Annotated in this window: 17 protein-coding genes; 9 read left to right on the plus strand and 8 right to left on the minus strand. The window is 31.0% G+C overall.

Translation table 11 applies throughout. The features are described 5' to 3' along the window. Positions 1-4 precede the first annotated feature (4 nt). Positions 5-460 carry a DUF4442 domain-containing protein gene (locus tag H8K90_RS10810; RefSeq protein ID WP_186845972.1) on the minus strand — a complete coding sequence of 152 codons (456 nt, stop codon included), beginning with the start codon at positions 458-460 and terminating at the stop codon, positions 5-7. A gap of 145 nt (positions 461-605) precedes the next feature. On the opposite strand from H8K90_RS10810, the gene H8K90_RS10815 reads away from it, so the two are divergent. The 6 genes from H8K90_RS10815 to H8K90_RS10840 all read left to right on the plus strand — a co-directional run bounded on the left by H8K90_RS10815 (position 606) and on the right by H8K90_RS10840 (position 5733). Continuing rightward, positions 606-1052: a DUF4870 domain-containing protein gene (locus H8K90_RS10815; RefSeq protein WP_186845973.1), complete on the plus strand. Its 447-nt coding sequence runs from the start codon at positions 606-608 to the stop codon at positions 1050-1052. Positions 1053-1153: 101 nt separating this feature from the next. Continuing rightward, complete coding sequence (locus H8K90_RS10820) at positions 1154-1495, plus strand: PadR family transcriptional regulator (protein WP_008270985.1); 342 nt, start codon at positions 1154-1156, stop codon at positions 1493-1495. Further along, on the plus strand, positions 1492-3276 hold the full coding sequence (locus H8K90_RS10825; protein ID WP_186845974.1) for a PspC domain-containing protein: 1785 nt from the start codon (positions 1492-1494) through the stop codon (positions 3274-3276). Before H8K90_RS10820 ends, H8K90_RS10825 begins: the two co-directional genes overlap by 4 nt. Before the next feature lie 114 nt (positions 3277-3390). Beyond that, positions 3391-3927 (plus strand): DUF4440 domain-containing protein, encoded by a 537-nt coding sequence (locus H8K90_RS10830; protein ID WP_186845975.1) that lies wholly within the window; start codon positions 3391-3393, stop codon positions 3925-3927. Between the two features lie 63 nt (positions 3928-3990). Continuing rightward, positions 3991-4719 carry a head GIN domain-containing protein gene (locus H8K90_RS10835; RefSeq protein WP_186845976.1) on the plus strand — a complete coding sequence of 243 codons (729 nt, stop codon included), beginning with the start codon at positions 3991-3993 and terminating at the stop codon, positions 4717-4719. Positions 4720-4902: 183 nt separating this feature from the next. Continuing rightward, complete coding sequence (locus tag H8K90_RS10840) at positions 4903-5733, plus strand: GIN domain-containing protein (protein ID WP_246457647.1); 831 nt, start codon at positions 4903-4905, stop codon at positions 5731-5733. 68 nt (positions 5734-5801) lie between these two features. Here the strand turns inward: H8K90_RS10840 and trxB are convergent, their stop codons facing one another. Then, positions 5802-6785: a thioredoxin-disulfide reductase gene (gene trxB / locus H8K90_RS10845; RefSeq protein ID WP_186845977.1), complete on the minus strand. Its 984-nt coding sequence runs from the start codon at positions 6783-6785 to the stop codon at positions 5802-5804. Between the two features lie 159 nt (positions 6786-6944). Here trxB and H8K90_RS10850 point away from each other — a divergent pair, with 159 nt between their 5' ends. Next, a complete protein-coding gene (locus tag H8K90_RS10850) occupies positions 6945-7421 on the plus strand; it encodes a hypothetical protein (protein ID WP_186845978.1) in 477 nt (158 codons plus the stop codon). Between the two features lie 144 nt (positions 7422-7565). On the opposite strand, the gene H8K90_RS10855 is transcribed toward H8K90_RS10850, so the two are convergent. From H8K90_RS10855 to H8K90_RS10865, 3 genes are all read right to left on the minus strand, one after another. After that, a complete protein-coding gene (locus tag H8K90_RS10855) occupies positions 7566-7727 on the minus strand; it encodes a DUF1328 family protein (RefSeq protein WP_186845979.1) in 162 nt (53 codons plus the stop codon). Positions 7728-7916: 189 nt separating this feature from the next. Beyond that, positions 7917-8366, minus strand: coding sequence for a ferritin-like domain-containing protein (locus H8K90_RS10860; protein ID WP_186845980.1), 450 nt, complete (start codon positions 8364-8366; stop codon positions 7917-7919). Between the two features lie 183 nt (positions 8367-8549). Next, positions 8550-8984, minus strand: a complete 435-nt coding sequence (locus tag H8K90_RS10865; RefSeq protein WP_186845981.1) for a hemerythrin domain-containing protein — start codon at positions 8982-8984, stop codon at positions 8550-8552. 187 nt (positions 8985-9171) lie between these two features. On the opposite strand from H8K90_RS10865, the gene H8K90_RS10870 reads away from it, so the two are divergent. Beyond that, the gene (locus tag H8K90_RS10870) at positions 9172-10200 is read left to right on the plus strand and encodes a helix-turn-helix domain-containing protein (RefSeq protein ID WP_186845982.1); all 1029 of its coding nucleotides are present in this window, start codon (positions 9172-9174) and stop codon (positions 10198-10200) included. 8 nt (positions 10201-10208) lie between these two features. On the opposite strand, the gene H8K90_RS10875 is transcribed toward H8K90_RS10870, so the two are convergent. From H8K90_RS10875 to H8K90_RS10885, 3 genes are read right to left on the minus strand one after another with little or no spacing between them, the layout of a single operon-like run. Further along, positions 10209-10415, minus strand: a complete 207-nt coding sequence (locus H8K90_RS10875; protein ID WP_186845983.1) for a DUF6327 family protein — start codon at positions 10413-10415, stop codon at positions 10209-10211. Between the two features lies 1 nt (position 10416). Continuing rightward, positions 10417-10764, minus strand: coding sequence for a hypothetical protein (locus tag H8K90_RS10880; RefSeq protein ID WP_186845984.1), 348 nt, complete (start codon positions 10762-10764; stop codon positions 10417-10419). Between the two features lie 3 nt (positions 10765-10767). Next, positions 10768-11100, minus strand: coding sequence for a YtxH domain-containing protein (locus H8K90_RS10885; RefSeq protein WP_186845985.1), 333 nt, complete (start codon positions 11098-11100; stop codon positions 10768-10770). 199 nt (positions 11101-11299) lie between these two features. Between H8K90_RS10885 and H8K90_RS10890 the strand changes: the two genes are divergently transcribed. Then, entirely contained in the window at positions 11300-12664 is a 1365-nt protein-coding gene (locus H8K90_RS10890) for an NAD-dependent succinate-semialdehyde dehydrogenase (protein WP_186845986.1), read from the plus strand. Positions 12665-12672 lie beyond the last annotated feature (8 nt).

A 12672-nucleotide genomic window follows, 5' to 3' on the forward strand; every position in this document is an offset into this window, starting at 1 on the left:
ACTTCTAACTTTTCACTTTTAAAGTCCATTCAAAATTAAAAGTAGATACTTCTACTCCATCTTTATTTATGCCAGTAGACTTTAACCAAACGGTTTGGCCTTCACCTGTTTCAATGGCTTTATTAATAGCTTCATCAATTTTTAAACCTTCATCACAACTAAAAGTAATTCTGCCTGTTGCCTTCTTTGTAAATGAAGCCTTATTGCTAGCGACTAACATAGATATTTTTTTTCCACTTTTTCTAATTTTTTGCATCACTAAAGCTCCAGTAGTTAACTCAGCTGCCATACCTTGCACTGCCCAAAACATAGATTTAAATGGATTTTGATTGGCCCAACGATGCTTTACTGATACGATACAAGAGTTTTCATTTAACTCTTTAGTTCTTACTCCTGTAAAGTATGCTGCAGGTAGCTTAAACATTAAGAACTTATTGAGTTTAGAAGGAGAAATATTCATATATATTATTAAAATTTCCACTAAAATAAATGAAAATACTCAACTCTACTAATGTTAAAGAAATGTTAATTTTTAGTACTATGCGTAACATAATACCTTTTTAAAGACATATATTTGTATAAGAAACTATTATATACTTTTAAAAATGTTAGATAATCACCATAAAAATTTAGCCACATTTATACATCTTTCGACCTTTTCGAGATTTATAATTCCGTTCGGAAATTTCATAGGCCCTATTGTATTGTGGGCCGCTAATAAAGAAAAGTCAGAGTTTATTGATCAACACGGTAAACAAGCCATTAATTTTCAGATTAGTGTTTTACTATATGCTATTATTATAGGAACCATTAGTGTTCCGTTTTTCATCTTTAAATTATTTAATGGAATGGATGTTATTAATTTTCATGGGTTTAATAATTTTCATATTAATGTTGGTGAGCCTTCACCTCTATTATATATAGGAGGTGGTTTAGGAGCCTTAGCTATTATAGCTTTTATTGTAGAGTTAGCACTTATAGTTAGAGCTAGCTTATCTGCAAGAGATGGACAAGTTTACAAATATCCATTAACTATAAATTTTTTAAAGTAAATCAAAATATTCATCAATACTCCTACGCTAAGGCATTGGAGCATAACAATCAAAATCAATCAAAAAATGAACAGTTTAATTGAATTAAAGACTCTTATAATATGAAGATAGAAAACACCAAAGCACAAATGCGTAAAGGAGTGTTGGAATATTGCATCTTATCCATCTTAAAAGATGAGGATGCCTATGTTGCAGAGATTCTGGGCACACTAAAAGACGCGAAAATGCTTGTTGTAGAAGGAACCATATATCCACTATTAACAAGGCTAAAAAACGCCGGATTACTGAGCTATCGCTGGGAAGAATCCACATCTGGACCACCAAGAAAATATTATGGTCTTACCGAAACAGGAAAACTGTTTCTAAAGGAATTAAACTCCACATGGAGCGATTTACAAAATGCAGTTAACCTAGTAACACGTACAAAAACAACAAAGAAATGAATAAAACAGTCAATATAAATTTAGCAGGTATATTCTTCCATATAGATGAAGATGCATACCTTAAATTACAACGCTATCTTGAGGCTATAAAACGTTCATTTACAGACTCTCAAGGTCGTTCGGAAATTATTTCGGATATAGAAGCGCGTATCGCAGAATTATTCGCGGAGCGCATACAAAACGAAAAACAAGTCGTTGGTGTAAAATTAGTGGATGAAGTTATTACTATAATGGGTCAACCAGAAGACTATTTAGTAGATGACGAAATCTTTGAAGACGATCCTCAGCCAAGACAAAAACACAGCTCTAAACCGTCTAAAAAATTATATAGAGATACAGACAACTCTTATATAGGTGGTGTTGCTGCTGGTTTAAGTCATTATTTTGGTATAGAATCTATATGGACACGATTAATTTGGTTACTATTAGCCATTGGATCTGGAGGTACATTTATTTTTATCTATTTAATCTTTTGGGCTTTAGTACCAGAAGCAAAAACTACAGCAGAAAAATTGACCATGTCTGGCGATCCAGTAAACATCAGTAACATCGAAAAAAAAATTAAAGATGGTATTGATTCGGTTTCAGAAACTGTAAAAAATGTAGATTTTAAAAAACACGGAGATAAGCTAAAAGAGGGTTTTGATAATGTCTCAGACAACATTTCAGAGACGGTAAAAAACGTTGATTTTCAAAAGCAAGGAAACAAATTAAAATCGAGCTCTCAAACTTTTTTTGATACAATAGGAAGCATTTTAATGTTCTTCTTAAAGGTAATGGCTAAGTTTATTGGTATCATTTTAATTATTGTAGGCATTAGTACGTTAATATCATTATTGGTAGCACTATTTACAGTAGGCTTTACAGATATAATTCATTTTCCATTTATGGATTTGTTATATGTAGCCAATGCAGCTAATATTCCGATTTGGTTAGTATCATTATTGTTGTTTTTTGCTTTTGGTATTCCATTCTTTTTTGTCTTTTATCTAGGACTTAAAATATTAGTAAATAACTTAAAATCTATTGGTAATGTTGCTAAATTCACTTTATTAGGTTTATGGATAATGGCAATTATAGGATTATTTATCACAGGTATAAAACAAGCAACTGAACATGCCATTGATGCTAAAGTTACAACTACAGAGGAATTGAATATTAAATCTGGTGATACCATAAACATTAGTACTAAATATTTAAATCAATACAATAGTGATTACTATTATAGTCATAACCGCAGTTTTAAAATTGTACGAGATGATAGTGGTAAAAGTATAGTGTCTTCAGAAATAAAATATATAGTAAAATCGACTACAGATTCTATTGCGTCTATTTCAATAGAAAGGGAAGCTACAGGTAGTAATTATGATACCGCTAGAGAAAGAGCAGAAAATATAAATTATAACTATGCGCTAAAAGGAAAGAACTTAAATTTAAATGATTTCCTTACAACACATGTCGATAATAAATTTAGCGAGCAAGAGGTATTAGTAATTATACATTTACCAGAAGGAACCATTGTAAATACAGATAGGAATTTCCGTAAATATTATAACCATTTAAGTTATAACAATGATCTTTTACACAAGATTAAAAAAGGCAATCTCTACAAAATATTAAAAGATGATGTAGAATGTTTAGACTGCATTGAGGAAGTTGAAGAAGAAAAAAACGAAATTATTGAAACCAAAATGGAAGAAACGTCGTCTAATGAAGAAAAGCCAGAGGTTAGTCTTAAGGTCGACGAAGATGGTGTAGATTTAAAAGTTAATGACAATTGAAGCATAAAATATAACAGTTCAGAACTATTCAATTTTAATCAATTAAAAAGCTACAGATATTTGTAGTGTAATACACCTACGCATGTAGCTTCGGTGTACAAAGTCAATCAAAAAATGAATCAATCAAAAATAAACCAATCAATCAAATCACTTCTGCTATGCATTACTGGGTTCCTTATGGCATCTGGTATTGCATCAGCGCAAGTGGACAAAAATTCTGAACTTTTTAAAACACTTAAAGCAAAAGATAGCATCTTATTTAAAATAGGCTTTAATAAATGTGAAGTTGAAAAAAGCGCTGCATTAATGTATGACGATTTAGAATTTTATCACGACAAAGGTGGTGTTACCAATTCTAAAGACGAATTTGTAAAAAACATGAAAAATGGATTATGTAGAGAAAATAATCCTGAAAAAGTTTACCGTTTTTTAGTAGAAGAAAGTTTAGATGTTTTTCCGATGTTTAAAAATGGAAAGTTGTATGGAGCACTTCAAAATGGAAAACATTTCTTTTCAACAGACCAATCTATGACCTATAAAAAGAGTGACAATTATGCTCTATTTTCTCATCTGTGGATTATTGAAAATAACGAATGGAAACTTAAACGTGTTATAAGCTACAATCACACAGCCAAAGAAGCTGGCAAATAATTAAATCATCAATCAATTCACCATTGCTAAAGCTATGGCGAACAATTTAAATCAAAAAAAATCATGAGTACATTAGTAAGAATAATTATAACGAGTATCATTAGCATTTTAATGCTATCCTGTAACTTTTCAGTAAATTTAGGAAGAGGTGTAGAAGGCAACAGAAATATTGTATCTGAAGACAGAACAATATCTAACGACTTTGAATCTATTAAAGTTAGCCAAGGCCTAGACCTTTATATTACTCAAAGTAATGATGTATCATTAAGTGTAGAAGCAGACAAAAACCTACACGAGCTTATAATGACGGAAGTAGAAAATGGTGTTTTAAGAATCTATACTAAAGAGAACATTAGAAGAGCAGCATCTAAAAAAATTATGCTAAATATTAATGATGTTTCGGCAATTAAGGCCACAAGTGGTAGTGATGTATACTCAACAAATACAATTGTAGCTGAAACATTAGAATTAAATACTACTAGCGGAGCAGACATGGAAATCGATGTAAAAACACAAACTCTAAATTGTCGTTCTACTAGTGGAAGTGATCTAAAACTAAGCGGAACAACCAACATGTTAATTGCAGAAGCTACTAGTGGTAGCGACATTAAAGCTGCAAACTTAGTAACTGAAAACTCAAAAGTTAAAGCTTCAAGTGGAGCAGATATATCTGTTAACACCTCAAAAGAATTAACTGCAAGAGCAACTAGTGGTGGAGATGTAAGATATTCTGGTAATCCAGTAAAAGTTAATAAATCTGATAGTTCTTCAGGTAGTGTAAGACAACAATAACCCTATAAAAGCACAATAGATCGATATTTTTAATCAATCTATTCACCTAAAAACCAATCAATTATAAGCCGTTTCAAATTCTTTATGGAGTTTGGGACGGTTTTTGTATATCTTTGTTTAACAGCTATAAAAGTGACATTATTATTGAATTGTGTCATATATATAGTGAAATAAACATAATACATGAAAAAAATATTACTCATTCTTGCTTTAATGATAGTTGGTTTACCGACAGTTACAGCACAGGAAAAAATTAAAGGTGATAGAAATGTAACTATTAAGCAGACGTACATAGATGACTTTCATTCTATTGTTGTTGCGGGTGATTTCTCTATAGAAATTGTCTACAACAGTAAACCATCTGTAGAAGTAGAAGCAGATGATAATTTACACGAGGTTATACAGTTTGAAGTAGTAGATGGTGTGCTAACTTTTGTTGAAACTACTAGAATTACTTCTAAAAAGAAATTGAGCATTAAAGTAAATTATGGTGATGCATTGCAGAATATAGAGACCAGAGGTGATGGTGAGATAAGATCATTAACATCTATGGAACTTAATGATGTTACCTTAGTTACATCAGATAATTCTAGAGCTTATTTAAATATTAAAGCTAATTTTTTTGATTACAAAAGTTCAGGAAAATCTAAAACAAGATTAAACCTTACTGCAGACTCAACTAAGATAGAACTTAGTGATAATAGCAAATTAGATGCCTTAATAAATAGTAAATCTGCTCATTTTGATTTGTACCAACGTTCAGATGTATCCATTGAAGGATCAGCTAATAATTCTGTTATTAGACTAATTAACTCTTCAAATTTTAATGGAAGTAAATTTGATGTTAAAACTACAGACGTTAGCTTAGAGGATAGTAGTGACCTAACAATTTCTGTTACAGAAAGTATTACACTTGCGTCTTCTGGTAATAGCGAAACCTATCTTTATGGGAGTCCGGCAATAACCATAACAAAGTTTGAAGACACTTCTAAACTTCAAAAGAAAAAACGCTAATAAAAAACTTATTATAAAAAGAAAGCCGAAGTTAAAACTTCGGCTTTCTTTTTATGTGATCTTTATAATTAATTATAAGTTGACGTAGCGACTTCAAAATCTGCATCTTTTGCAGCTAAATAACGTTCTGCATCTAAAGCAGCCATACAACCTGTACCTGCAGCAGTAATTGCCTGTCTATACACATGATCTGCAGCATCACCACTAACAAATACACCATCTATATTAGTTTTACTTGTACCAGGTTGAGCATTAATAATGTAACCTGTTTCGTCTAAATCTAAAAAGCCTTTAAAAATATCTGTATTAGGCTTATGACCTATAGCAACAAAGAAACCTGTTGCTGGGATTTCGTGCTTTTCTTTGGTTTGGTTATTAAATACTCTAACACCAGTTACCACTTGTCCATCACCTAAAACTTCATCAGTTTCTGTATTAAACAAAATTTCAATATTCTCAGTATTCTGAACTCTGCTAGCCATAATTTTTGAAGCTCTAAACTCATCACGTCTAACTAACATTGTTACTTTCTTACAAAGTTTAGATAAATAGTGTGCTTCTTCACAAGCAGAATCACCCGCACCTACAATAACGACTTCTTGGTTTCTATAAAAGAAACCATCACAAACTGCACATGCAGATACACCTCCTCCAAGCTGTAAATATTTTTGCTCAGATGGCAATCCTAAATATTTGGCGGATGCACCAGTCGATATAATAACGGTTGAAGCATGAATTTCTTTTTCGTCATTAACCCAAACCTTATGCACATCTCCAGAAAAATCAACTTTAGTAATCCAACCGTGTCTTACATCAGTTCCAAATCGTTCAGCTTGCTTTTGCAACTGAATCATCATTTCTGGCCCTGTTATACCATCTGGATAACCAGGAAAGTTTTCAACATCATTTGTAGTGGTTAATTGCCCACCAGGTTGCGCACCTTGATATAACACAGGAAACATATTGGCTCTAGACGCATATATTGCTGCCGTATAGCCAGCAGGACCAGAACCTATTATTAAGCATTTTACTTTTTCAATTGTATCAGACATATCTTGTATTTTATTACACAACAAAAGTAGGATTTTTGCATAAATCCTAACATAGAAGTTATCAACACTTGTTATAGCATCATAAATATTATAAATAGTTGCCTTTTCTAAGTATAATTTCGTAATTTATAGGTGTTTAATAGTTAAATCTAACTCGTCATGAAATCAAAAGTTTTAATTTTAAGTATGGTTTTCTTGTTTGTATTTTCATGCAAAGACAAACCTAAAAGTGATATTGAAGTAACAGACTCAGAAACTGAACTAGAAGTTAATAATGGTCTTAAAGGGACTTGGGAACTCACAGGATTTTATAACTATAAAGATAACGTTGTTGTAGATTCTTTTTCTAACAATACAATCTCTAGGCAAATTAAAATGTATACAGATACTAAAGTAATGTGGTGCAAGCTGCTAAAAACGGATTCAATTGAGTTTTTTGGTTATGGAACTTATAAATATGCAGATGGTAATCTTGCAGAAATTTTAGAGTTTGGTTCTGCTTTTATGAATGAGGTTATAAAGGAAAAACAACAGTTTAATTTTCAACTTAATTTAACCGCAGATAGATTTGAACAAATTGAATTAGATGACGATGGCAATAAAGTATATTCAGAAAATTATAAACGAATAGAATGATACATTAGTTATAGATTAAACAATTCCTATTAATACCTTGTAGAAAACATTATAAACTTTAATCTTAACGCATACAAACTGATAATAAAATAGCCTTGAGAATATTATTTTCTCAAGGCTATTTGTTTCAGCTATTAGTTCTAATTATTTCTTTACCAGCCCTTTTAATAATGATAACACAAATAGTGCTATAAAAACAAAGAAGATGATTTTTGCGATTCCGGCTGCTGCTCCTGCAATGCCTCCAAATCCGAGTACAGCTGCTATGATTGCTATTATAATAAATGTGATTGTCCAACGTAACATATTTAATGGTTTTTAGTTAATATTATGAAATTAGCGCTTCTAATTCCTTGATATAAAGATAACTACAACAACCTTAGTTCTTTAGCCCAATCCCTAGGAAAAATAACCCATATACAATAAGCTTATATAAAAAAAAGTGTCATATTTTCATATGACACTTTTTCAATCTAACCTAACTATAACTCACTATTAATGTAAGTCTTCTAAAGAATTAATTCTGGCTAACCCGTTATTAATTGTGGATTTCTGCGATTGCAATATTGATTTTGTACTCATCGGCAAACTCGTTTCGTTTAAAACTTCCTCATACTCTTCAATAGCTGCTTTTTCACCTCTTATTGCTTCATTTAGCATAGATTCTTCAGCATCTGACGATAATAAACTCTTAACATCCATCCAAGCTCTATGAGCTGAACCAGTTAAACTTCCACCTTTGTCGACGTCTTGATTAAAACTTCTAATTTCTTGCTTTAATTCGTGCCCAAAGTTATAACGCTCTTGTGCTTTATTCTTAAAATATGATTTTAAAGGTGCATGATCTATATTTTCTGCTGCCTTCTTAAAGCCTTTTTCGGCATCATATGTTTTTTCTAATAAATTGTTTAATTTTTTTCCTACTTCTTCAGTGTATGTACTCATATTTTTAATTTTTAAATTTATGGTACTTTATTTTTGAGATGTGTACCAATTGACATCTTAGTTTTATATCTTTTTATAAGCTGTTACAAAGTTAATTGTACCCCAACGTATTTATTAATGCAAAAGATTTCTGTTTTAACTCAAATAAAAATTTGTTCTTTTATAATGATATAACAATAGCGCTTACCTGTGTGTTTCCATATAATCATTGTATTTAACACCCAATTCATTCTTTTGTTTTTCGGTTAATACCTTTCCCGATAATTGAAAAAAGGTACGCTCTTCATCTTCTAGATGATGCTCAACTTTTTCTTTTAAATTTTTCGCAATTTTTAACCAAGCAGAAGAATCCATTTCAGTTTTTTCAAGTTGTTCAATAAGCTCATCTATCTCATGATGTTCGGCAATTCCATGACGAGCATGTTCTTGCATCATATCAGTCGGTATTAAGGGTTTGTAAAAATGTCTTTCTTCTGCATTAGCATGTAAATCGAGCTCTTTTTTTAATTTGTAAAATATTTCATTTCTTTTGTCTGAATCACCAGATGTTTCAACTAGTTTTTTTAATAAATCTCTTTGAATATCATGGTCGTTTCTAATGGCTTCGTATATTTTCATGTTTTAAATTTTATTGATTACTCAAAAATAACCTCATATAATGCATCAGCTTTGCTCAATAGATTTAAAAATTAACTGTAAAGCGTAAAAAAAGTATTAATCCTATTGTATTTAGATTTATCTTTACTTCAAAACGAATTGCGCTATTAAAACAATTAATTCAACATTATTGTTAAACGAGTAAATTATGATTGAAATAGAAATAAGTGCTGAGAATACAAAAGATATTATAGAACAACTTCAAAATAATATTGGCGGTGAAATTTTAGAACGTTGGGGAGAATCTACATTGGTAGTAGATAATGACAAGGCGAAAGGGACCGTTAAAGTTATTCCGTTTGATTGGGGCGTAAATCTTATGATTTATAATATTGAATTTTTAAGTGAAGTTGTAATGAAGATTGAAGCTACCGATTTTAATCCTATTCGTTTTATTTACAATCTTCAAGGTGAGTTTTTACATCGATTTGGTATTCAAAGTAAAGAAGTACTAATTGAACAATTTCAAACTCTCATTTTCACAAATAAAACGGATGGTATCAATTGTTTGCATTTTAAGGAAGGTATTAAAATTGAAACTAATATCATTCAAATTGTTCGAAAAGATTTTTTAAAGAAAAGAACAACCAAAGTGTCCACTTTAAATAAGAAATTGCAAGAAGTATTTGTTGATACTGATCACGATAATCGATTCTCACACCATGGTACATTAAATTTAAAAATGGCCGATCATGTAAAAAAATTACACAACATCAAAACCAAAGGCATGTTGCGAATTTTAAAAATGGAAGCTAAAGTTTACGAAATTCTATCATTACATATTCAGCAATATAATATACAATCGCAAGGTGTTGAATTACCAACTTCATTGGTTAAAAGTGAATTAAAACGTGTTAGAAAAATAGGTCAGCAGATATTAAAAAACCCTTCTAAACAATATAATTTAGAGGATTTATCCATAGAATCTGGTTTATCGCAAGCCAAGCTACAGGACGGTTTTAAGTTTTTATATACAAGAACTGTCACCGAATTTATTAGACATGTAAGATTAGAGTTGGCTCGAGACTTGTTAAAAACTAGTGACTTAAATATTTCTCAAGTAGTTTATTCTATAGGCTTTACAAGCAGAAGCTACTTTTCAAAAATATTTAAAGATAAATATGGTGTTTCGCCGAATGAATTTAGCAAACAAATACCTTCTAAGGTATTAGTTTAAAAAATTAATTATTTTTTAAAAAACAATTTTCTAATAATAGCAATAAAACTATACTTGCCAGTTAATTTTAATGCTGTACTTACCCAATTTAGAGGTTGTAAGTCTTCTTTATATTTGCTTTTAATGAGTTTTAATTCTTCCCATGCAATATCGCGCTCTAAGCTATAACGCTTTAGATCATTTTGTATATCTTTAAATGACGTATATCTTTCCATATTAATTGAAATAATTTTGTCCAACTTTCTTAATTATAATAGTATTGAATTTGGCGCGTAGTTTATAAATTATAACCGAAATTATAACATAAAAGAGCCCAACTAACAAAAATCCTAGTGAGTGACTATCTAACAACCTACTCATTTCCATCGCTGCAGCTACTGATAAAAAAGCCAAACCAACTAATAAAAGACTGCCAACGGCCAAAACTTTAGCCACTAAACTTAGTGATAAGGTTAGCTGTTGAAAAATCTTTAGTTTAAAATATTGATGAGACGATTTTATATATCGCTCACCAATATTAGAAGCCTTCTCTGTAGTATCGTTTATGTCTTCAAATACACTCATTAATTAAGCTTTTTTCTGTAAGTTCTTATTCCTAGCTTTTAAATCTTTTAGTTTTGCCTCTAGTGTTGTAATAACATCTTCTGCCTTGTAACTCGCGTTAGAAACAATTGATTCTACCTGATGATCTAAATTTTCTTTTTGAGAAGATATAGAATCACCTAATGTATCTCTTATCTCTGAGGCTTTAGTTGCTATTATATCTCTTTTAGCAGCTGCTTCATCCGCAATTTTTTGTCTGGTCACGCTTCCTTTATCTGGCGCAAATAAAATTCCTAAAACTGCTCCAACTGCTGTTCCTGCTAATATTCCTAATACTGTATTTCCGTTATTACTCATGTTAATTTTATTTTTTAGATTCATATTAATATTCAGCTCTTTGCCGTTATACAAAGATATGAGCATGCTAGAGCCTAACTTAACTCTTTAGATAGCAATATTAGCTCTAATGCTATTTAGTGTTAGCGTCAATTATTTTAGCAAAAGCATTAATACAACTTATCTAAGTCATTTAGTTTTGTATAAGAATTTAAATATTATGAAAAAAGAAATAAAAACATACAATCCTTATAATGGAGAGCATCTTAGAACTTATGAAATTGATTCTAAAAAAGCTTTAAATAAAAAGTTGCAACTAGCAGAAAGCACTTTTAATAATTGGAAGCATCTATCAATAGCTCAAAGAATAGAGCTTTTACAAAATTTAGCTAATGAAGTTGACAGTAATATAGATGAACTTAGTGAGCTCATCTCATTAGAAATGGGTAAACCAATTTTAGAAAGTAAATCCGAAATTGAAAAATGCATTCTATTAATTAACTTTTACATTATAAATGCAGATCAATTTCTGCAAGATGATTTAATAGATACCGAAGCACATGAAAGTTTTATCAGTTACGACCCATTGGGATGTATTTTAGCTATTATGCCATGGAATTACCCGTTTTGGCAAGTGTTTCGTTTTGCAATTCCAACACTAACTGCGGGAAATGTAGCATTATTAAAGCATGCTTCTAACGTTACAGGTTGTGCTATTGCAATTGAAAAATTATTTTTAGATGCAGGCTTTCCTATTGGCTGTTTTCAAACCCTTCTTACCGACCATGACGGTATAGAGGAATTACTAGAAGACGATATCATAAAAGCCGTTTCCTTAACTGGAAGTGAAAAAGCTGGGAAGAAAATCGCCGAAATTGCTGGAAAAAATCTAAAACCATCATTACTAGAGTTAGGTGGTAACAACGCTTGTATTATTTTAAAAGATGCTGATTTAGACAAATACCTTGACACTATCGTTAAAGCAAGAATGCAAAACTCTGGACAAAGTTGTATTGCCGCCAAACGGTTTATAGTCGTAGAAGAGATTTATGATGAATTCTTAGATAGGTTTAAGGCAAAGGTTGAAAACTTAAAGTATGGTAACCCACTTAAAGAAGATACTACAATATCTTGCCTTGCTCGAAAGGATTTAGCTAAGATTTTAAAGGATCAAATAAAAGCATCGATTGATTTGGGCGCAGAAGTTTTAACAGGAAATAAAAGTAATGGCGCATACTACCAACCCACTATATTAACTAATGTGTCATCAAAAATGCCGGTTTTTAAAGAAGAAACCTTTGGACCTGTAGCTGCTATCATTAAAGCCAAATCTGAAGAAGACGCATATGAAATTGCTTCAAACTCTAAGTATGGATTAGGTACAATGGTATTTACATCTAATTATGACGCAGCTGCCAAGCGTATTTCAAATGTTGAAGATGGAGCATTCTTTATTAATGAAATGGTAAAATCAGACCCACGATTACCTTTTGGTGGTACAAAAAATTCAGGTTATGGAAGAGAGTTGTCTAAAGAGGGAATGCTCGCCTTTGTAAATAAAAAGACAATATATATTAACAAATAAAAACTTAA

The sequence above is a fragment of the Winogradskyella echinorum genome (assembly GCF_014297365.1).
In the GTDB taxonomy this organism is placed as follows: Bacteria; Bacteroidota; Bacteroidia; order Flavobacteriales; family Flavobacteriaceae; genus Winogradskyella; species Winogradskyella echinorum.

Excerpts from the sequence above, each read along its gene's own strand:
- H8K90_RS10855 (WP_186845979.1), bottom strand. The coding sequence starts at position 7,727 with ATGTTACGTTGGACAATCACATTTATTATAATAGCAATCATAGCAGCT.
- H8K90_RS10865 (WP_186845981.1), bottom strand. The coding sequence starts at position 8,984 with ATGAAAATATACGAAGCCATTAGAAACGACCATGATATTCAAAGAGAT.
- H8K90_RS10815 (WP_186845973.1), top strand. The coding sequence starts at position 606 with ATGTTAGATAATCACCATAAAAATTTAGCCACATTTATACATCTTTCG.
- H8K90_RS10835 (WP_186845976.1), top strand. The coding sequence starts at position 3,991 with ATGAGTACATTAGTAAGAATAATTATAACGAGTATCATTAGCATTTTA.
- H8K90_RS10840 (WP_246457647.1), top strand. The coding sequence starts at position 4,903 with ATGAAAAAAATATTACTCATTCTTGCTTTAATGATAGTTGGTTTACCG.
- H8K90_RS10885 (WP_186845985.1), bottom strand. The coding sequence starts at position 11,100 with ATGAGTAATAACGGAAATACAGTATTAGGAATATTAGCAGGAACAGCA.
- H8K90_RS10890 (WP_186845986.1), top strand. The coding sequence starts at position 11,300 with ATGAAAAAAGAAATAAAAACATACAATCCTTATAATGGAGAGCATCTT.
- H8K90_RS10850 (WP_186845978.1), top strand. The coding sequence starts at position 6,945 with ATGAAATCAAAAGTTTTAATTTTAAGTATGGTTTTCTTGTTTGTATTT.
- H8K90_RS10830 (WP_186845975.1), top strand. The coding sequence starts at position 3,391 with ATGAATCAATCAAAAATAAACCAATCAATCAAATCACTTCTGCTATGC.
- H8K90_RS10860 (WP_186845980.1), bottom strand. The coding sequence starts at position 8,366 with ATGAGTACATACACTGAAGAAGTAGGAAAAAAATTAAACAATTTATTA.
- H8K90_RS10880 (WP_186845984.1), bottom strand. The coding sequence starts at position 10,764 with ATGAGTGTATTTGAAGACATAAACGATACTACAGAGAAGGCTTCTAAT.
- H8K90_RS10820 (WP_008270985.1), top strand. The coding sequence starts at position 1,154 with ATGAAGATAGAAAACACCAAAGCACAAATGCGTAAAGGAGTGTTGGAA.
- H8K90_RS10825 (WP_186845974.1), top strand. The coding sequence starts at position 1,492 with ATGAATAAAACAGTCAATATAAATTTAGCAGGTATATTCTTCCATATA.
- H8K90_RS10875 (WP_186845983.1), bottom strand. The coding sequence starts at position 10,415 with ATGGAAAGATATACGTCATTTAAAGATATACAAAATGATCTAAAGCGT.
- trxB (WP_186845977.1), bottom strand. The coding sequence starts at position 6,785 with ATGTCTGATACAATTGAAAAAGTAAAATGCTTAATAATAGGTTCTGGT.
- H8K90_RS10870 (WP_186845982.1), top strand. The coding sequence starts at position 9,172 with ATGATTGAAATAGAAATAAGTGCTGAGAATACAAAAGATATTATAGAA.
- H8K90_RS10810 (WP_186845972.1), bottom strand. The coding sequence starts at position 460 with ATGAATATTTCTCCTTCTAAACTCAATAAGTTCTTAATGTTTAAGCTA.